The sequence below is a fragment of the Sphingopyxis sp. genome, assembly GCF_965279755.1.
In the GTDB taxonomy this organism is placed as follows: Bacteria; Pseudomonadota; Alphaproteobacteria; order Sphingomonadales; family Sphingomonadaceae; genus Sphingopyxis.
Genome location: NZ_OZ257261.1, coordinates 1302342 through 1321265, shown reverse-complemented (window position 1 = coordinate 1321265; position 18924 = coordinate 1302342). Strand labels below are relative to the sequence as shown.

Sequence of the window (18924 nt, the reverse complement as noted above, 5' to 3'; positions counted from 1 at the left end):
AACGATGATTAACGCCGTAGGCAATCGCATGACGCGCGAGATCGCGCGCCAGACCAAGCTCGCCGACGCGCTCGAGCGCACCCAAATCCAGATTTCGACCGGCAAGCGCTTCCAGCGCATGTCCGATGACCCCGTCGCGGCGCGCCGTATTCTGACGATCGGCACGACGCAGGCGAGCATGGCGACCTGGCAGTCGAACATCAAATCGGCGCAGGCGCAGGTCGCGCAGGCAAGCGGCGTTCTGACATCGACGAGCGACCTGCTCGCCCGCGCCCGTGAACTGACGCTATCGGCAGCGAACGGCACGATGAACCCGGCCGATCGTGCGACGATCGCCGCCGAACTCAACGCGATCGCCGACGAGATCGATGGTCTTGCCGCGACGCGCGATTCGAACGGCGAGCCGCTGTTCGCGGCTGGTACGGCGCGCGTCATGCGTTTCGATTCGGACATCACCTTTGCGCCGGTCCAGTCGGCGGCCTCCGCCTTCGTTATCGGCGGCAATGCCTTGTCGACCAGCCTGCGCGATGCGGCAACCGCCGTTGGCGCCGGCAATTCGGCCGGCATCGACACCGCGCTCACCAGCATCGCCGGCGCGGTCGGCCACATTGCCGACCAGAATGCCGCGCTGGGCCTGTCCGCCGGCCGGCTCGAGCGGATCGGAGACGGACTTTCGTCGCGCGGCATTGAAGTCGCCGACGAACGCAAGTCGATCGAGGACACCGATCTGGAGACCGCGATTGCGCTGCTCAATGCGCAGGATCTGACCCTGGGGGCCGCGCAGGCGGCCTTTGCCAAGATCAACCGCGAAACCCTGTTCGATCTTTTGCGCTGATCGGCCTCAATTTTTTCTGCCCGCCGCCGTTAAGCATAATGACGTCCCCTGATTTTTCCGGGACATCGTTCCCGAATGGAGTTGTCCGCGCATGTTTCCCGTAATCGGCATCGTCGTCTTGATCCTGCTGGTGTTCGGGGGTTTCGCGCTGACCGGCGGTAACCTCGAGCCCGTTCTCCACGCGCTTCCGCACGAAATGCTGATCATCGGCGGCGCCGCGGTCGGCTCGCTGATCATCGGCAATTCGGGCGCCGACCTGAAGGCGCTCGGCGGCGGCCTGATGAAAGTGTTCAAGGGGCCTGCATACAAGAAGCAGGACTATCTCGACTGCATCCTGCTCGTCTCGACGCTGATGAAGATGATGCGTACCGACGGTCCCGTCGCGGTCGAGCCGCATATCGAGGATCCGAAAAGCTCACCGCTGTTCCAGCAATATCCCAAGCTGCTGAAGGACGACACGCTCGTCCATCTGATCTGCGACACATTGCGCCTCGTCGTCGTGTCGTCGGGCACGCTCGACCCGCATGCGGTCGAGGATGTGATGGACAACGCGCTGAAGAACCACCGTCATCATTCGATCAAACCCGCCGACGGGCTGCAGAGCCTGGCCGACGCGCTTCCCGCGCTCGGCATCGTCGCCGCGGTGCTCGGCGTCGTGAAGACGATGGGCTCGATCGACAAGCCGCCCGAAGTTCTCGGCGGCATGATCGGCTCGGCGCTAGTCGGAACCTTCCTCGGCGTGCTTCTGGCCTATGGTCTCGTCGGTCCGTTCGCGGCGCGCGCGAAGACGGTGATCGAAAGCGACGCTGCCATCTATCATACGGTGAAGCAGCTGATCGTCGCATCGCTCCACGGCCATCCGCAGCCGCTGGTGATCGAGGCCGCACGGTCGGGGGTCGACCATCACAACCAGCCGAGCTTCGCCGAAGTCTTTGACGGGATGCGGGGACGCTAAATGGCTGCGCGCCCCAATCTCGTCCGCCCGATCATCATCAAGAAGATCGTCGAGGAAGGCCATGGCGGTCACCATGGCGGCGCCTGGAAGGTCGCCTATGCCGATTTCGTGACCGCGATGATGGCCTTCTTCCTTTTGATGTGGTTGCTCGGCGCGACGACCGAAAAACAGCGCAAGGCGCTGGCCGACTATTTCGCGCCGACGATCGTCAAGACCAAGGAAGGCAGCGCCGGCTCGAACGGCCTGTTCGGTGGCGATTCGATCGTGTCGGCCGACGACTATCCGCATCGTGCCGGTCAGACGGGCACGCGCTCGATCACCATTCCGAAGGACGCCGTCGGCGGTCCGAAGGAAGCTGCGGGACGCGAGCGCGAGAAGGAAAAGTTCGCACAGGTCGCCAAGTCGATGACCGATCGCATCCAGAAGAAGGGTGATCTCAAGCGGCTCGCGCGCAACCTGCGCTTCACCGTCACGACCGAGGGGATGCGGATCGACGTCGTCGACGACGCGGACTTCTCGATGTTCGTCATCGGCACCAGCCAGCTGACGCCGGCCGGCGCGAAGCTGTTCAGCGAACTTGCCAAGCCGATCGCCGAGACGCCGAACCGGCTGATGATCCGCGGACATACCGACGCGGCGCCTTGGTCGGCAAAGACCGGCATGAACAATTGGCGCCTGTCGGTCGACCGGGCCGAGGTCGTGCGCAACTTCCTGGAGTATCGCGGCGTCGCCGGCGACCGGTACGCGCGGATCGAAGGGGTGGCCGATCGCGAGCCCTATAATCCGTCGGATCGATTCGATCCGCGCAATCGCCGCATCTCGATCACGCTGGGATGGCGGACCGATTAATCGCGATTAGTGCCAATCTGGCAGTATTGAAAATCCTTAACGGCAGAACTCTGCCGCCATTGCTGCCAATCTGGTAATAACCCTTTGTTTTCAATGGGTTGTTCCGACGTGGATAATCTTTCGTTTACCATTTTGATCAATCTCTGTCCTCACCGAAAGGGCGCCATGGGGGGCGCGGTGGAGACGACAATGACCGAGGTGGGGCAAAACAGGACGGACGCATCGGCGCTGGAAGCGCTGATCATCGGGCATAGCCCGGCAGTGGTCCGCCTTCGCGAAATGATCCGGCGGGTTGCCCGCTCGAACGCTTCGGTTATGCTGTGCGGTCCCTCGGGATCGGGCAAGGAACTCGTCGCCCGTGCCATCCACGACGAAGGCGTCCGCTCGGGCAAGGCCTTCTCCGCGATCAACTGCGGCGCCATCCCCGGCGAACTTATCGAATCCGAACTTTTCGGGCATGAAAAGGGCAGCTTCACCGGCGCCCATGCCCGCCGCATCGGCCATTTCGAAGCGAGCGAGGGCGGCACGCTCTTCCTCGACGAAATCGGCGACATGCGTTTCGACATGCAGGTCAAGCTGCTCCGCGTGCTTGAAGACCGGACGATCGTCCGCGTCGGCAGCAGCGAAGTGAAGAGCGTCGACGTCCGCGTGATCTCCGCGACCCACCAGGATCTGGGTACCGCGATCGCCGACGGCCGCTTCCGCGAAGATCTGTTCTTCCGTCTCGGCGTCGTCGTGGTCCAGGTCCCGAGCCTTTCGGACCGCGTCGAGGACATCCCTGCGCTGATCCGCCACTTCCAGCGCAAGATGCCGGCCGACGCCAAGTGCCGTTATGAGGATGCCGCGATGGCACTGCTCATGCAGCACCGTTGGCCCGGCAATGTCCGCGAGCTTCGCAATTTCGTGGAACGCGCCAGCGTTCTCCACGGGGGCGAGACGCTCGGCGTCGAAGACGTCATCATGCTTTTGAACCCCACCGCAGCGCTGGCACCGCGTCCGGCTGTCCCCAGCAGCCCGGCCGCTGTGCCCGCCAGCGGCGAGGCCCAGCCCGCAGCGGCGCCTTTTTCGAAGACGCCGGCACCGGGCCGGCCGATCGATCTCAAGCGCGAGATCGAGACGATCGAACTCGAACAGATTCACAATGCGCTCGACCTCGCCGACGGGATCATCTCGGAAGCCGCGCGTCTGCTCACCTTGAAGCGGACGACGCTGATCGAAAAAATGCGCAAATATGGAGTTCAGCAGCAGGCCGCCTAAAACTACCCCACCAGTTTCGGCGCCGCTGAATTCGGCACCGGTCGCACTTTCCCTCTGCCGCCTGACCCCACCTTGGCGTCAGCAGGGAAGCGGCCGGTGCCGAACTTTTTTGGTCTGGGAAAAGTTTTACTGGCGGATCTGGCGCCAGGCCGAGCTGACGGTCAGGATGCCCTTCAGCAGATCGTCGAGATTGTCGGCATCATTGGCGGCAACCGCCTCGTCGAGCTTGCGGCGCATGCTGCGATAAACGCGCGCCAGGGCTTCGGCGACGTCACCGCCATTGTCATGATCCAGCCCGACATCAAGGCCGATCAGGATTGCGCGAGCGCGGTGCGCGGGTTCGGTGGCCGACACGCGCTGTCCCTGGCGCACCATCGACGCCAGCACGCCGACCGCCGTCTCCAGCTCGTCATAGAGCATGGTGACGAGTTCGATCGGGTCGGACGCGACGGCCCGGCTCTCGTTCTGCATGCGGCGGTAAAGCCCGGCAGCGCGGACGGTGGAAGCGGTGGCTGGCACGGTCGTGTTCATCAATCGCTCGATTTGGTCCACATCTTGATCTGTTGCTCAAGATAGGCCTGCGTTGCCTTGAAGGCGTTCAATTTGACGTCGAGCGCGGCATATTGTTTCTCGAGACGGGCCTTATAGGCCGCCTCGCGCGTTTCGACCTTGCTGAGCTGCTCGGCGAGCGACTTGTCCTTGTCGGTCAGCGATTTTTCGACGCGGCCGATAACGCCGTCGCTGGCGATCGCCTTGTCGCGGATCGCATCGAGCACACCGGCGATGCCGGGGTCGGTCGTGTCATCGTGCGTGCCGTCGCGCAGCGGATTGAACAGCCCCTCGACCGCGCCCGCATCAGTGGCAAGAACCGCATCGAGCTTGGTCTTGTCGAGCGTCAGCGTCCCGTCCTTGGCGGTCGAGATGCCGATATCGGACAATTTGTTGATGCTGCCGTGGCTGGTGATGACCTTGCCGACCAGGCTCTGGAGCTGGGTTTCCAGTTCGCGAAGCCCCGTCGTCACGCCCGCCAGTTTCGAGGCGGCCTGCAGGCTCTTCTTGAGCTGATTGTAGACATCGACGAAGTCGCTGACCGTCTGCTTGATCATGTCGAGCGGCCGGTTGGCGCCAAGATCGACCGGCTGGCCCGGTGCGGCCTTTTTGAGCGTCAGCGAAACACCGGGAACGACGTCATCGATCGTGTTCGATGCGCGGCTGAAAGCGACGCCATCGACGGTGAACTCGGCGTTTGCGGCGCTCTGGCCGACCGACAGGCCGCCGTTGGTTGCGAACGCGGCCAGCGCGGGATCCGCCCCGGCGTCGGCGGTCAAGGTGAACGCATTGTCGGCGCCCGTCGCGCCCTTCAGGATCAGGCGGCTGCCGCCCTGGTCCGAAATGATCGACGCGGTCACGCCGGCGCCGCTTGCGTTGATGGCGGTGGCCAGCCCTTCGAGACTGTTGTTGGTGCTGCCGACGGTAATCGTCTTCGCCGTGCCGTTGACGGTGAGCGTCATCGTTCCGGTGCCGATCGCCGCAGTCTTGTCGGCGACGATGCCCGAATAGCTGCTCTGCGCGCGGGCGAGGCTGTTGACGACGATCGTCGCGGCGAATTTGTCGGCCTGCAGGCCGGCGCGTGCCGTGGCGCCGAGAACGCTTTCATCGGACACGGTGGGTTTGCTGCGAAGCGAACCGTCGGCAATCATTTGTTCGAGCGAGTCGGCGAAACCGACGAGGTTCGAGCGCGCCTGCGACACGGCGCTGATCCGCGCCTGATTGGCGGTGACAAGGCCGCCGATACGCGAAACTTTCGGATCGCGCGAGGCGGAGGACAGGTCGCTGACCAGCTTCGCTATGTCGATTCCCGATCCGGCGCCGAGTGAAGATGCGATAGAGGTGACCATGACAGAATATCCTTCGCACCTCTTAACGGCCCGATTTTCGGGGCCTTAAGCACCGAACGATCAATTTTGTCGGCGGCCCTCGGGGTCGAAACGATGCGATGGCGGCACGTCGACCGACGGCTGGCTGGCGCCCTCGGCGACCATGCGCTCGAGCTGGAAGACGAAGGCGAGCACGGTCGCGACGGCGACGAACAATTCCTCGGGGATCGTCCGCCCGGCGCGCGCGGTGAAATAGATCGCGCGGGCAAGCTGCGGATATTCGAGGATCGGGACGTTGGCGGTGCGCGCCAGCTCGCGGATCGACAGCGCGACATCGCCGCGACCGCGCGCGACGACCACCGGCGCGGCATCGACGCCGGGGCGATAGCGCAGCGCGACCGAGAAGTGCGTCGGGTTGGTCAGGATGACCGTGGCATCGGACACCGCCTTGCGCGCCGATCCGCTCAGGATTTCGTGGGCGCGCTGGCGCTGTGCCTGCTTGAGTTCGGGCGCACCGTCGGACTGGCGCATTTCCTCTTTCACTTCCTGCTTGCTCATCATCAGGCGGCGGTTGCGCTGATACCATTGCGCCGGGACGTCGATCAGCGCGATGACGACGAGGCCGCCGGCCATAGCGAGCATCGAATGGCCGACCGCCTTGCCGGCGAGTCCGATCGCGCCCTGCAGGTCAGCCTGTGCCATCGTCATGATCGCGGGCATACTGTCTGCGACCAGCCGGTATCCGATCGCGCCGAGCAGCAGGACTTTGGCGAGCGATTTGACCAGTTCGATCACGCCCTGTGCGCCGAAGATGCGTTTGAGCCCGGCGAGCGGGCTCATGCGGTTGCCCTTGAACGCGATCGCCTTGCCGCGCCAGCCGAGCGAACCGAGCATTGCGGGCGCCGCGATGCTCGCAGCGAACGCGAGGCCGAACAACGCCGCGAGCGGCAACAGGATTTCGACGCCGTTTCGCATCAAGGCCTCGCCGGGGGCGAAATGCGCGACATCGTCGGCGTCGAGCGTCAGTCCGTGCTTGACCAGCTCGCCCGCAGCCTGGACCAGCCAGCCGCCCGCGGCGATCAGCCAGCCGGCGCCGGCGAGCATCATCAGCGCGGTCGCCAGCTCCTTCGACATCAGCACATCGCCTTCGCGCGCCGAATCGGCGAGCTTCTTGGCTGTTGGCTGTTCGGTCTTCTGGTCGCGTTCGGTCGTGCCGGCCATGGCTCAGCGTCCTGCGGCGATCATGCGCGCCATGTCGAGCGCGTCGGACAGGAAACGCGCGATCGCCTCGGCCATTGCCGGAGTCGCCATGCCGAGCAGGACAACGCCGGCGAGCAAGGTGGCAGGCAGGCCGACCGCGAACAGGTTCATCGCGGGGGCCGAGCGGCCGATCACGCCCATGATCATCTGCACGAGGATCAGGACGAAGCCGACGGGCAGCGCGATGGTCAGCCCTGCTGCGAACATCAGGCTACCGAACCGGATGATGCCGCCGATTGCATTGAAGGAGGGATAGGCATTGCCCGGAGGCAGCGCTTGATAGCTGTCGACGATGATCTCGATCAGCAGCAGATGTCCGTTCGCCGCAAGGAACAGCGCGGTCGCGAGCATCGAGAGAAATTGACCGACGACGGTGCTCGATGCGCCGCTCAGCGGGTCGATCATCGATGCGAAGCCGAGGCCCATCGCATTGCTGATCGCCTCGCCGCCGAGCAGGGCTGCAGCCATGCCCATCTGAAGCACGAACCCGATCGCAAGCCCGATCACGACCTCGCCGATGATCATCAGGATTCCGGCGACCGAAACGATGCCGTCGGGCGGCAACGTCATTCCCGACGCGGCAACCGCCGGCACGCCGACGGCAAGTGCGATGACCAGCCGCAGCTGGACGGGCACGCTCGCCGCGCCGAAAACCGGCGCGGCCAGAAAGGCAGCGCCGGGCCGGATCATCGCCAGCATCCACAGCTGGAGCATGGCTTCGACGTTCGGGATTTCCAGAGGCGGGATATCGGCGGGGGTCATCGCGTCCCTAGCGGACCAGATTCGGGATCTGCGCGAAGATGTCCTGCGTGAAATCGGTGAGCAGCACCAGGATGCTGCTGCCGAAGATCGCGAGGCAGACGGCGGTGACGATCAGCTTGGGCACGAAGGTCAGCGTCTGTTCGTTGATCGAGGTCGCGGCCTGCACCATGCCGAGCAGCACGCCGACCACGAGGATCGGGATCAGGATCGGCGCGGAGGCGAGCGCGAGGATCCACAGCGACTGCTGCGCCACCCCGACGAAATAATCGGCTTCCATGACGCTATGTCCCGAAGGAGGAAGCGAGCGAGCCCATCGTCAGCGCCCAACCGTCGACAAGGACGAACAGCAGCAGCTTGAAGGGCATCGATATGACCGTCGGCGACAGCATCATCATACCGAGCGACATCAACGAGGATGCCACGATCAGGTCGATGATGAGGAAGGGCAGAAAGATCAGGAAGCCGATCTGGAACGCGGTCTTCAGCTCGCTGGTGACGAAGGCCGGCAGCACGATCGAGAAGGGCACATCCTTCGGGCTGGCGTAATTGGGCGCTTTCGCGATCTTCGCGAACATCATCAGGTCGGACTTGCGCGTCTGCGACATCATGAAGCCGTGGAGCGCATCGCCCGACCGCGTGACTGCGGTGCCGATGTCGATCTGTTCCTGACCATAGGGTTCGATCGCGACGCGGTTCACTTCGCTGATCACCGGCTGCATCACGAACAGCGACAGAAACAGGCTGAGGCCGACCAGAACCTGGTTCGGCGGGGTTTGCTGCAGGCCAAGCGCGTGGCGCAGGATCGACAGCACGATGATGATGCGCGTGAAGCTGGTCATCATGAGCAGCAGCGACGGCAGCACCGTCAGCAGGCTCATCAGGACAAGGATCTGGAGCGACAGCGACAGAGGGCGGCCGTTGCCGCCGATTTCGCTGACCGCGCGGGTCAGCCCGCTCGCTTCGGCTTCCTGCGCGAGCGCGGGCGTCGCGGCGGCAAGCAGCGCAAGGCCGCCAGCGACGGCAGCCCGGCGCATCCAGCGCGCGCGCGGCGAAAGGCTCCTAGCCGGCGCTTTAGCCAACATGGAAGTCGCCCTGGCTATTGTCGGCAAGGCGCGTCACCTGACCGCGCGAGACCGACAGCAATATCTGCTGGCCGGCGAATTCGACGACCGCCAGCTTGGTGCCGGGGCCGAGCGGGAGGACGCCGATCATCTCGACCGGGCGTCCCTGCTTGGTGCCGCCGCCCGCGAGCGGCATGCCCATCTGGACGCGTTTCCACAGCCACAGACTGCCCCATGCCATGCCGCCGACGAGCGGCAGCAGGATGAGCAGGCGAAGAATATATTCGAGCATCAGGCCCTCCGGTCGAAACCGGCGATGCCGCGTTCGGGTGCGACCACTTCGGAAACCTGGATGCCATAACGGCCATCGACGCTGACGATCTCGCCCTTCGCGATGAGGGTGCCGTTGGCATAGATGTCGAGCAGTTCGTTCGCGGCGCGGTCGAGTTCGACGACGCTGCCCTCGGACAGAGCCAGCAGTTCGGCGAGCGTCATCGAGGTCGAACCGACCTCGACCGACACGCGCAGCGAGACGCCGGCGAGCAGGTCGAAATTGGGCGCCCCGGCGATGCTCTTGTCGCGCCGGTCGGCCCGGGCGGGTGCTTCGGCCATGTCAGTCATTGTCCGGTCCTTCTTCGATGCGTTCGATCATGATCGCAGCGTTGCCATTCGATTCACCGATGCTTCCGGACGCGAAATTGCGGCCTGCGACGGTTACTGGAACATTGCGCGGAATGGTTAACGGAATGATATCACCGACCTCCAAAGAGAGCAGTTTGACCAAAGAAATTTCGGGACGGGCCAAAACCGAGCGCACGGGCATGCGAACGGTCTTCAGCGCCTTGTTCAGCGTCGATGTCCAGACGGGGTCGACTGCGGGTGCATCGCGCGTCTCGGGCATCGGTTCGGCGCCGGCGATTCCGCGCAGCGCGGCCTGCGGATAGGCGCAGAGGATCGTGCGTCCCTCGAACACGCCGCCGCGCAGCGTGAAGCGCTGGACGAGCAGCTCGTCGTCGGCGCGCACTGCGGCCAGCTTGGCCGGATCGCCGGTGACGGCATCGAGTTCGGGTTCGATCCCCGACTTCCAGGCGGTGGCGAGCTGCATCCCCATGTCGCGGCCGAGGCGCGCCGCGAAACGCTCTTCGGCATCGGTAAGCTCTTCGCGTTCGGCGACATTCTGGCCCTTGCCGCCATAGAAGATGTCGACAAGCTGGAGGACGAGCGGGCGCGTCGCGGCGAGCAGTACCGGACCCTTGAGCGGCGGGGCATGATAGCGCCAGAAGAGGCCCGGGGCGACTTCGTTGCACCAGTCGGCAAAGCGCATCTGTACGGCGGGCGCGCGCTCGATCTGCACCGTCGGCGCACCGAGCGCGCGAACCAGATCGCGCAAGCTGCGCGCGAACTGGTTGCCGACGCTGTCGAGCACCGGAAAGGCATAGCTGTCCTCGGCCTTGCGCAGCAGCAGCGACGCTTTCGCGTCGGCGGCCTGCTTGGCCGTGGCGTCAACGGGTTTCGGTTCAAGGCTCACTGGATCACCAGGCTCGTGAAATAGACATTGTCGACGCCGCCGAAGCCTTCCTTGTCGCGAAGGACATCGTTGATCGCGTTGGTCAGCTGACGCTGGAGCTGCTGCTTGCCCTGCGAGGTCGAGAGCAGCGCCGGATCCTGCTCGGCGAGCGCCATCAGCACTGCTGAACGGATCGGCACCTGCTGGCGCTTGATATTGTTGATCACCTTGCCGTCGTAGAAGGTCGACAGGCTGATCCCGACCTGCAGGAAGCCCGATCCGTCGGCAAGGTTCGTCGTGAACGCCTCGGTGATCGGATAATAGGTGATCTCATACTTGCGCGGATCGACTTTGAAGCGGTCGTTCGGGACCGCGACGGTGCCGACCTTCAGCGGACCCTCGCCTTCCTTGCCGCCTTCGGCCTCGGCTTCCTCGGCGCCCTCGCTGCGCACGACCAGCTTCGGATAATTATCCTCGGGCTTGGCTTCGTGCTTGGAGAGGCCGCCACCCAGATAAATGCCGGCGCCCGCGCCCGCGCTGATCAGCGCGGTGCCGCCGATGCCGATCACCAGCAGTTTCTTCATCTTGCCGCCCTTTTTGGGTTCGGCGCCTTCGGGTGCTTTTTCCTTGCTCATGGTCAGGCCTTTCCTGGTCAGGCAAAGCGGCCGCGGCGGTCCGCGGTGCGTTCGTCGTGGGAGGGATCCGCCTGATCGGCGGCGGTTTCGATCAGATGGCTGGCGTCGGGCGCGTTGCCGCGAGCCTGGCTCTGGTTCTGCTGCTGGCGGCCGGCTTCGGCCGGGGTGTGCGTCACCTGCGTTTCGGCGACGCGAACGCCCTGCTGGCGCAGGTCTTCGACCAGCCGCGGCTGCGCGGCCTGGACGATCGCTGCGGTTGCTTCATGATGCGTCTCGAGCTTGACCGTCACGCCTTCGTCGCCCGCGAGCATCGAGACGTCGAGCCGGCCAAGGTGGCGCGGCATCAGGCGAAAGCTGATGTCCCCCTTGTCGGACTTGGTCGCGGCGATGTCGGCGGCGAGCTGGGCGATCCACTGATCGTCGCTCGTCATGTCGAGGGTGCGTTCGGCAACGGGAACCGGCGGTGCGGCCTGGGCGATCGTCGCGGCGCCTTGCGCTGCGGGCTGCGCGAAGAGCACCGCCATCGATGCGCCGGCATCGACGAGGGGCTTTGCGGCTTTGGGTTCGGCGCCCGCGAGCGGTGCCGGCTGAGGCTGGACCGTTTCGGCGGTCTTCAGCGCCGGGGTGGCTGTCGCTGCTGCTGCGGTGTCGGCGCTCCGCGCGGCAGGGGCGGCGGGTTTCGACGCCTTCTCGGTGACCGGCTTGTCGGCGTTCGGGATCGCGGCGGCGATCACCGTTGCGGCCACCGGATTTTCGATGATGGCGGTTGCGGGCAGCGGCGCGGGGATGGCCACGGCGGGGTCGGCGGCCTCACCGCCGTCCTGTGCGTCGGTTTCGGTCCCCGCGGCGAGTTTGTCGCCCGTGGCGGGCACGGCCGGTTTCATCGGCGTCGCGACCGCGATCAGCAAGGTCGCGGCGGCGGCCGCCTCGGCGGCGTCGGCTGCGGGGCGCGTTTCGGCTCTCGGCGCGGCCGGAGCCTTGGCGGCGGTTTCGACGGGACGCGCGTCGGCGGTCGGCGCATCGGCGATCGGCTGGATCAGGCCAAAGAGCGCGGCGGCCGGCGGCGTCGTTGCCGCAGATGTCTGGCCTTCGATACCGGGCGCCGCGACGATCGCCGGGGCGCCGATCGGGGCCGGGGTGGTCGGCAGGGTGTCCATCGTTGCGGTCTCCGTGGTTGCGGGCAGCGCTGCGAACAGCTGTTCGAAGCCGGGCGTGTTCGTGGGCGTGCCGGCCGGGGCAGCCTGGCCGAGCGCGGCGAGGATCGACGCGAGGCCGGTCTGCGCGGGGGTCTGGGGAAGCGAGGCCATCATGCGGCACCGCCGTCGAGCAGGCGCAGGCTCATCGCGCGGCGGCGATGCGGGCGGTTGGCGTCGGTGCGGCGCTCTAGCTCGACCTCGGCCGAGCGGCGGCTGCGTTCGTACAGGCGCACGGCCGATTCCTCCTTCACCATCGCGCTCTGGGCGATAATGCCGGCTTCGTCACGGCGGACACTGGCGTTGACCAGCGGCGTTGCGAGATTTTCCTTCGCCATGTCGAGCCGCATGCCGAGCTCCCCGATCGTGTTCAGCGCGCGACCGGCAATCGCGCCCTTCGCCATCGCAAGGTCGGCGCGGAGCGCTTCGAGGCGATTCGACAGCTCGACCAGGCTCGCGAGCTCGCCCGTGGCGCGCGCGAGATTGGCTTCGGCCATCTGATGTTCGACGGTACGCACGCGGATGATACGTTTGCGGCGTGCGGTGCGGGCGTTCATGCAGAATATCCTTCAATCAGGGCATGGCGGGAATTTTCGAAATCGACCTGTGCGTTCGCGGGCTGCGAGACGAAGGCAAGCTGGTGGGCGTGATGCGCGATCGCCTCGTCCAGCACCGGATCGGCGCCGGCGACATAGGCACCCATCAGCATCAGGTCGCGATTTTCTTCATAGGCCGACCAGAGCTGACGGAAACGCGCGGCGGCGGCGGCATGTTCGGGATCGACCGAATCAGCCATCGTGCGCGACAGCGAACGCGCAACGTCGATCGCCGGATAGACGCCTTGCTCGGCGAGCGTGCGCGACAGGATGATATGGCCGTCGACGATCGCGCGCGCGCTGTCGACGACGGGATCGTCGATGTCGCCGCCATCGGCAAGGACGGTGTAGAGTGCGGTGATCGAGCCGCCGGTCGCATTGTCGTTGCCCGCACGCTCGACGAGCGAGGGGATCAGCGCGAAGGTCGACGGCGGATAGCCCTTCATCGTCGGCGGTTCGCCGAGCGTCAGGCCGATCTCGCGCTGCGCGTGGGCAACGCGGGTCAGGCTGTCGATGAGGAGCAGGACTTTCTTGCCGTCGGCGCGGAACGCTTCGGCGATCGCGGTCGCGCGCATCGCGGCGCGAAGGCGCAGCAGAGGCGGATGGTCGGCGGGAACCGCGACGACCACCGATTTCTTGCGGACTTCAGGGGGAAGCTTGGTTTCGACGAAGTCGCTGACTTCGCGGCTGCGCTCGCCGATCAGGCCGACGACGATGACGTCGCATTCGGTACCGGCGATCATCTGGCCCATCAGCACCGACTTGCCGACGCCCGATCCCGCGATGATCGCGACGCGCTGACCTTCGCCGACGGTGAGCAGGCCGTTGATCGCCCGCACGCCCATGTTGAGCGGCTTGGTCACGCGGCCGCGGCGCAGCGGATTGACCTTGCGGCCGGCAAGCGGCCACTGGAACTGCGACTTGACCGCGGGGCGGCCGTCGAGCGGATTGCCCTGCGCGTCGATGATGCGGCCGAGCAGCGCCTTGCCGACGGGAACCATCGAGCTCGCGCCATGCGGTTCGACCGGGGCACCGGTGACGAGCGGCATATTGGTGTCGAAGGGGAGGACGAGGCTGCGATGGCCGCGAAAACCGACGACCTCGCCATAGACATAATCGTTGTTCGCCGACTTGATGCGGACGTTGCTGCCCAGCGGCTGGGGGAAACCCGAGACTTCGAGCATGATGCCCTCATGCGCGACGAGCGTGCCGATGCGGCGCGGACTGGCGTCCGACAGATCGACCGGGGCGAGCAGTTGCTGCGCCGACAGGGTGAGGCGGCGGGTCATGCAGCGACTGCTTCGCCGCCGAGTGCGGCGCGCAGTTCATTGAGATAGACGGCGCGGCCATGTTCGATCCAGCCGGCCGAGGTTTCGATGCGTACCGTGCCGCGCACCATCGAGGCATCGGCCTCGATCGGCAGCGCGATCGGCGCGTCCATCAGCAGGACGGCGTCAGCGGGATTGACCCACAGAGTGCGTGCCTTGTCGGCTTCGGCGACCATCGCGGCGGCGGTTTCGGCCTGAGCCTGCAGCCATTCGGCATCGATTGCGGCATTGTCGACGATCTGGCGGACGAGCCGCTCGACGGTTTCGGCGATCAGCTGTGCCAGCTCTTCGCTCGGCTCGTCCTGCAGCGCCTCGGCGCCCGCGACGAGTGCGAGGAGCTGGCTGCGCTCGACCGCGAACGCGGCCTCGGCAACGCGCTGGCCCTCGGCAAGGCCGAGTGCGAAGGGATCGTCGGCTTCGGGTGCGAAGGCGGGCTCGACGGGCATGGCGCGCGACATGGAGGCGCCGCCGAAATGCAGCGGACGGAAGCCGCGCGCTTCGGCCATGACCTGTGCGAGCGAGATCGCGGTCGTTTCGGCAGCGCGATCAGACATAGTCGTCGCCCGCGCCGGCGATCATGATTTCGCCCGAGGATGCCATCTGGCGGACGACCTGCATGATCGCCTTCTGGGCTTCGTCGACATCGACGCGCTTGACCATCGTCATCTCGGTCATCTCGTCGCGGATCGTTTCCGACGCGCGCTTCGACATGGTGGCGAGGCAGCGATCGACCATGTCGGCGTCGGTGCCCTTGAGCGCGATCGCGAGCTGTGCCGCATCGACCGAGCGCAGCACGGTGCCGAGGCTCTTGGCGTCGAGGTCGCGCAGGTTTTCGAAGATGAACATTTCTTCCTCGATGATCTGCGCAAGCAGCTTGTCCTGCTTCTTGAGCGCGCGGATCGTGCGTTCGCTGAGCTGTTTCGGCATCTTCTTCATGATCTTGGCGACATCGCCGGGGCCGCCGATCGGCTGCTTGGCGACGCGCTGGCCACCGACATTGGCCGAGGCGAGCACGGCTTCCAGGTCTTCGATCGCGGCGGCGGGAACGGCGGTGAGCTGCGCGGCGCGCAGCACGAGTTCGGCCTGCAGCGCTTCGTCGAGCGCTTCGATTGCACGCGCGGCGACATCGGGGACCAGAACCGACAGGATCAGTGCGCCGACCTGCGGATGTTCGTTGGCGAGCAGCGCGCTGATCGCGTCGACGTCCATCCAGCGCAGCATCTCGAGCGACGCGGCGCTCGACTGCGGTGCGACGGCCGCGAGAATATTGTCGGCGCGGACATTGCCGACCGCCTGATGGATCACGGTGCGGATCCGCGTGTCGGCGCCGACCGCAAGCGCGCTGACGCCGCGGCTCTGATTGACGAACTGGTCGAGCGCCTGATCGATCTGCCGTTCGCTGGCGTTCGCGCTGTCGAACATCGACTTGGCGAGCTGGCGGACTTCATCGGCATCGAGATGCTTCAGGATCGTCGCGGCTTCTTCTTCCTCGAGCAGCATGAGGAGGATGGCGGCCGCCGAGGATCCCTCGAGCGCGGGCTTCGCGCGCGGGGTTTCGACGTCCATGTCCATATCGATGTCGTCAGCCACGGGCGCCCTCCTGCATCAGCTGGCGGACGACGAGCGCGGCGCGGGCCGAGTCCTGACGGACGAAGGCGCGAACAAGGTTGGCACGGGCTTCATAGCTCGGCGCGGCCTCGATCATTTCGAGCGTGATTTCGTTGCCGCCGCCTGCGCTCGGCGCAGTCAGCGCCTGCCGGTCGGCGACCGCGAGCAGGCTGGCCTCGAGCTGGGTTTCGCGCTCGGCGCGCTGGGCGGCGCGGGCCTTCGCCGCCTTGATCATCGGACGACCGATAAAGAAGAAGGCGAGGATCGCGGCAAGCACGGCACCGACCTGCTTCAGCAGCGGCATGAACCACGGCGCATCGTAAAAGGCGGGGGCGGCGTCTTCGACCTTGGCGAAGGGGCGCTGGCTGATCGCCACCTGATCGCCGCGCGTCGCGTCGAAACCGACGGCGCCTTTCACCAGCGCGTCGATCTTGGCGATGTCGGTCTGGGTCAGCGCCTTCTTGCCCTGATTGAGGGCAACGGCGACCGAAACGCGGCGCAGCTGGCCCTGCGGCTGGTGCGTGACCGAAATCTCGCGGCCGACCTCATAGGCACGGCTGGCATTTTCATTGCTGTTGGTCTGCGCGGCCGGCGGCGCGCCGGGTGCGGAGGGAACCGGTGCGGTGTCGGTGACGGTCGAGGCCTGCGGCGGCTGGTTCGACAGCGCGCCGGGGATGCCGACCGCAGGCGCGCTACTATCGCCGCTGACGGTGCGGGTTACCTGCTCGCTGGTGAGCGCGCGGTCGTCTTTGGGGAAGCTTTCGCGCGTCGCCTGGCTTTCGGACATGTCGACGTCGGCATGGACTTCGACGGTATAATTGCCGGCGCCGAGCATCGGTCCGAGCAGGGTGTCGAGCGCGCGGCGGAAGCGTTCTTCGATCTGGGTCTGCAACTGGAACGATTTCATGTCGGCGTTCGACACGCCGTCGCTCAGCAGCGAACCGCGCTGGTCGATCACCTGAACTTCGTCGGCGTTCATGCCGGGAACCGACGATGCGACGAGGAAGCGGATCGCCTGCACCTGACCGTCGCTGAGCGAGCGGCCGTTCTGCAGCGTCAGCATCACCGATGCGGTCGCGGGCTTGTCCTCGCGGACGAAGAGGCTGGGTTCGGCGGCGGCGATATGGACGCGCGCGACCTTCACCGCATCGATCGTCTCGATCGTGCGCGACAGGTCGGCTTCGCGCGCCGAGCGCAGCGTTTCGCCTTCGATCGCGCGGCTCGATCCCATCGGCAGCGACGAGATCAGGCTGTCGCCGCTCGGCTGTGCCTTGGGCAGACCCTGCCCCGCCAGCGCGATGCGCGCCTGATAAAGCTTGTCGGCGTCGACGGTCAGCGCGCCGGTCGTCGGATCGATGGTGTGCGCGATACCCTGCGACTGCAATGCATCGGCGACCGCCGATTTGTCGGCATCGTCGAGGCCGGCAAACAGCGGCGCCTGCGGGGCGGACGTCGTCATGAAATAGGCGAGCGCGGCAATGCCGATCGCGCCGGTCGTCGCGATCATCGGCAGCGCGCGCTGGACGGCGGGCTGGCGGATGAACTGCTGTACCGGCGCAAAGCGACCGCCCATCGGGGCGGGGAGGCGGTTGGCGGGGCCGTCGACGGGCGTGAGGGATTGTGTTTCGGCCATGGGTTACACCGGCATGTTCATGATGTCGCGATACGCGGAGAGCAGCTTGTTGCGGACCTGCAGGGTGGTTTCGAAACCGAGCGATGCCTTCTGGCGTTCGATCATCACGCTGACGATGTCGTGCGTGTCGCCGCGCTCGTAGGCTTCGCTGAGCTCGCTGGCTTTCGACTGCTGGGCGTTGACCTGTTGCAGGGCGTTGCTGATCGCGGTTCCGAAGTCCGGTGCGCCTGCTGCGCCGCCGACACCGCCATCGATGCCGCCCGCAGCACCTTTGCCCGCAGCGCGTTGCAGCGCCTGGTTCTGATTGAGAATCGTGCTGCGCATCTGCAGCAGCCGGCTCGGGTCAATCGTGCTCATAAGCTTTCATCCGTCCTGGGGCGTGGCGGTCAGCCGCACGCACAAAGAGTAATGCAAAGCGCGTGCCAAAAATATTTATATAGTTTTTTCAACGCCATGACTGGTTTTCGGAAAAGCTTAATACCGCCTTCGGCATTTTTTTGACGCGGTGGCTTAAATCGCGACACCGCCAGCCGTTACTTCCTCCGTGACCGCTCTTGGGCCCTCACATAACGGGAATGGCCATCAGGGCCGGAAAGGAACAATATGACTGTCATCAACACCAATGTGAGCGCGCTTCGCGCCCAGAACAGCTCGCGTGTTGCCGAACGTTCGCAGTCGCAGGCGATGGAACGTCTGTCGAGCGGCAAGCGCATCAACAGCGCGAAGGACGACGCCGCCGGCCTCGCTGTGGCGACCCGCATGCAGGCCGCTTCGCGCGGTTTCACGCAGGCGATCCGCAACGCCAACGACGGTATTTCGCTCGCGCAGACCGCCGACAGCGGCGCCGGCAGCATCTCGGACATCCTCGTCCGTATGCGTGACCTAGCGATGCAGGCTTCGACCGGCACGCTCAGCGACGCCGACCGCGGGTTGGTGCAGAAGGAAGTCACCGCGCTGATCTCGCAGATCGGCGACATCACGACGCAGACGACCTTTAACGGCAACAAGCTGCTCGACGGCAGCGTCACCGCCGGCTTCGACATTCAGACCGGTATCAACACCGGCGAAAAGGTGAACATCACCGTCGCAAGCCTCACCGCCACGACGCTGGGCGTCAACGCCCTGTCGGTTGCGACCGCTGCTGGTGCCACCGCCGCTCTTGCGACCCTCGACACCGCGATCACCACGGTCGCTGGCGAACGCGCCAACATCGGTGCGCAGCAGAACCGCCTGACCGCAGCTGTCGACAATTTGACGGCCCGTGTCACCAATCTGGACGAATCGCGCTCGCGCATCGAAGACACCGACTTCTCGGCGGAATCGACGAAGCTGGCCGCGGCTCAGATCCTGTCGCAGGCATCGACCGCGATGCTCGCCCAGGCGAACCAGAGCGCGCAGGGCGTGATGAACCTGCTCCGCGGCTAATAAGCCACGGATAACAAACAAGTCAGGCCAACTTTGGTTGGTCCCTTTATTGGCCTGATCCGACGCCCCGGCTCCCCACAGCCGGGGCGTCTTTGTTTTCTGTTTCGGGCTGGAACCGTTCCCGGCGTGAGCCGGGACAAAAA

The 18924-nt window shown here is 65.6% G+C and carries 22 protein-coding genes; 5 read left to right on the top strand and 17 right to left on the bottom strand.

Features of this window, described 5'->3' with window-relative positions:
* The first annotated feature begins 4 nt into the window (after window positions 1–4).
* From ACQY80_RS06480 to ACQY80_RS06465, 4 genes are all read left to right on the top strand, one after another.
* Window positions 5–835 carry a flagellin gene (locus tag ACQY80_RS06480; RefSeq protein WP_428684797.1) on the top strand — a complete coding sequence of 277 codons (831 nt, stop codon included), beginning with the start codon at window positions 5–7 and terminating at the stop codon, window positions 833–835.
* Between the two features lie 91 nt (window positions 836–926).
* Window positions 927–1790, top strand: coding sequence for a flagellar motor stator protein MotA (motA, locus tag ACQY80_RS06475; protein ID WP_428684795.1), 864 nt, complete (start codon window positions 927–929; stop codon window positions 1788–1790).
* Entirely contained in the window at window positions 1791–2639 is an 849-nt protein-coding gene (locus tag ACQY80_RS06470) for a flagellar motor protein MotB (protein ID WP_428684793.1), read from the top strand.
* A gap of 189 nt (window positions 2640–2828) precedes the next feature.
* The gene (locus ACQY80_RS06465) at window positions 2829–3896 is read left to right on the top strand and encodes a sigma-54 interaction domain-containing protein (RefSeq protein ID WP_428684791.1); all 1068 of its coding nucleotides are present in this window, start codon (window positions 2829–2831) and stop codon (window positions 3894–3896) included.
* 126 nt (window positions 3897–4022) lie between these two features.
* On the opposite strand, the gene ACQY80_RS06460 is transcribed toward ACQY80_RS06465, so the two are convergent.
* From ACQY80_RS06460 to fliE, 17 genes are read right to left on the bottom strand one after another with little or no spacing between them, the layout of a single operon-like run.
* On the bottom strand, window positions 4023–4427 hold the full coding sequence (locus ACQY80_RS06460; protein WP_428684789.1) for a flagellar protein FliS: 405 nt from the start codon (window positions 4425–4427) through the stop codon (window positions 4023–4025).
* Window positions 4427–5794 (bottom strand): flagellar filament capping protein FliD, encoded by a 1368-nt coding sequence (fliD, locus tag ACQY80_RS06455; protein WP_428684787.1) that lies wholly within the window; start codon window positions 5792–5794, stop codon window positions 4427–4429. The genes ACQY80_RS06460 and fliD overlap by 1 nt, the downstream gene beginning before the upstream one ends.
* Window positions 5795–5854: 60 nt before the next feature.
* Window positions 5855–6994 (bottom strand): flagellar type III secretion system protein FlhB, encoded by a 1140-nt coding sequence (gene flhB / locus ACQY80_RS06450; RefSeq protein ID WP_428684785.1) that lies wholly within the window; start codon window positions 6992–6994, stop codon window positions 5855–5857.
* Window positions 6995–6997: 3 nt separating this feature from the next.
* Entirely contained in the window at window positions 6998–7795 is a 798-nt protein-coding gene (gene fliR / locus ACQY80_RS06445; RefSeq protein ID WP_428684783.1) for a flagellar biosynthetic protein FliR, read from the bottom strand.
* Window positions 7796–7802: 7 nt separating this feature from the next.
* Window positions 7803–8072, bottom strand: a complete 270-nt coding sequence (locus ACQY80_RS06440) for a flagellar biosynthetic protein FliQ (protein ID WP_428684781.1) — start codon at window positions 8070–8072, stop codon at window positions 7803–7805.
* 4 nt (window positions 8073–8076) lie between these two features.
* The gene (gene fliP / locus ACQY80_RS06435; RefSeq protein WP_428684779.1) at window positions 8077–8829 is read right to left on the bottom strand and encodes a flagellar type III secretion system pore protein FliP; all 753 of its coding nucleotides are present in this window, start codon (window positions 8827–8829) and stop codon (window positions 8077–8079) included.
* Window positions 8830–8866: 37 nt separating this feature from the next.
* The gene (locus ACQY80_RS06430; RefSeq protein ID WP_428684777.1) at window positions 8867–9148 is read right to left on the bottom strand and encodes a flagellar biosynthetic protein FliO; all 282 of its coding nucleotides are present in this window, start codon (window positions 9146–9148) and stop codon (window positions 8867–8869) included.
* A complete protein-coding gene (gene fliN / locus ACQY80_RS06425; protein ID WP_237836004.1) occupies window positions 9148–9477 on the bottom strand; it encodes a flagellar motor switch protein FliN in 330 nt (109 codons plus the stop codon). Before fliN ends, ACQY80_RS06430 begins: the two co-directional genes overlap by 1 nt.
* Window positions 9470–10384, bottom strand: a complete 915-nt coding sequence (locus ACQY80_RS06420) for a flagellar motor switch protein FliM (protein WP_428684774.1) — start codon at window positions 10382–10384, stop codon at window positions 9470–9472. The genes fliN and ACQY80_RS06420 overlap by 8 nt, the downstream gene beginning before the upstream one ends.
* Window positions 10381–10998: a flagellar basal body-associated FliL family protein gene (locus ACQY80_RS06415; RefSeq protein ID WP_428684772.1), complete on the bottom strand. Its 618-nt coding sequence runs from the start codon at window positions 10996–10998 to the stop codon at window positions 10381–10383. Before ACQY80_RS06415 ends, ACQY80_RS06420 begins: the two co-directional genes overlap by 4 nt.
* A gap of 17 nt (window positions 10999–11015) precedes the next feature.
* Window positions 11016–12308, bottom strand: a complete 1293-nt coding sequence (locus ACQY80_RS06410; RefSeq protein ID WP_428684770.1) for a flagellar hook-length control protein FliK — start codon at window positions 12306–12308, stop codon at window positions 11016–11018.
* The gene (locus ACQY80_RS06405; RefSeq protein WP_428684768.1) at window positions 12305–12748 is read right to left on the bottom strand and encodes a hypothetical protein; all 444 of its coding nucleotides are present in this window, start codon (window positions 12746–12748) and stop codon (window positions 12305–12307) included. The genes ACQY80_RS06410 and ACQY80_RS06405 overlap by 4 nt, the downstream gene beginning before the upstream one ends.
* The gene (locus ACQY80_RS06400; RefSeq protein WP_428684766.1) at window positions 12745–14076 is read right to left on the bottom strand and encodes a FliI/YscN family ATPase; all 1332 of its coding nucleotides are present in this window, start codon (window positions 14074–14076) and stop codon (window positions 12745–12747) included. The genes ACQY80_RS06405 and ACQY80_RS06400 overlap by 4 nt, the downstream gene beginning before the upstream one ends.
* On the bottom strand, window positions 14073–14669 hold the full coding sequence (locus ACQY80_RS06395) for a FliH/SctL family protein (RefSeq protein WP_428684764.1): 597 nt from the start codon (window positions 14667–14669) through the stop codon (window positions 14073–14075). Before ACQY80_RS06395 ends, ACQY80_RS06400 begins: the two co-directional genes overlap by 4 nt.
* Window positions 14662–15705 carry a flagellar motor switch protein FliG gene (fliG, locus tag ACQY80_RS06390; RefSeq protein ID WP_428684762.1) on the bottom strand — a complete coding sequence of 348 codons (1044 nt, stop codon included), beginning with the start codon at window positions 15703–15705 and terminating at the stop codon, window positions 14662–14664. The genes ACQY80_RS06395 and fliG overlap by 8 nt, the downstream gene beginning before the upstream one ends.
* On the bottom strand, window positions 15698–17356 hold the full coding sequence (gene fliF, locus ACQY80_RS06385; RefSeq protein ID WP_428684760.1) for a flagellar basal-body MS-ring/collar protein FliF: 1659 nt from the start codon (window positions 17354–17356) through the stop codon (window positions 15698–15700). The genes fliG and fliF overlap by 8 nt, the downstream gene beginning before the upstream one ends.
* A 3-nt stretch (window positions 17357–17359) precedes the next feature.
* The gene (gene fliE / locus ACQY80_RS06380) at window positions 17360–17713 is read right to left on the bottom strand and encodes a flagellar hook-basal body complex protein FliE (protein ID WP_428684758.1); all 354 of its coding nucleotides are present in this window, start codon (window positions 17711–17713) and stop codon (window positions 17360–17362) included.
* 246 nt (window positions 17714–17959) lie between these two features.
* On the opposite strand from fliE, the gene ACQY80_RS06375 reads away from it, so the two are divergent.
* Complete coding sequence (locus tag ACQY80_RS06375; RefSeq protein ID WP_428684756.1) at window positions 17960–18781, top strand: flagellin; 822 nt, start codon at window positions 17960–17962, stop codon at window positions 18779–18781.
* The last annotated feature ends 143 nt before the right edge of the window (window positions 18782–18924 follow it).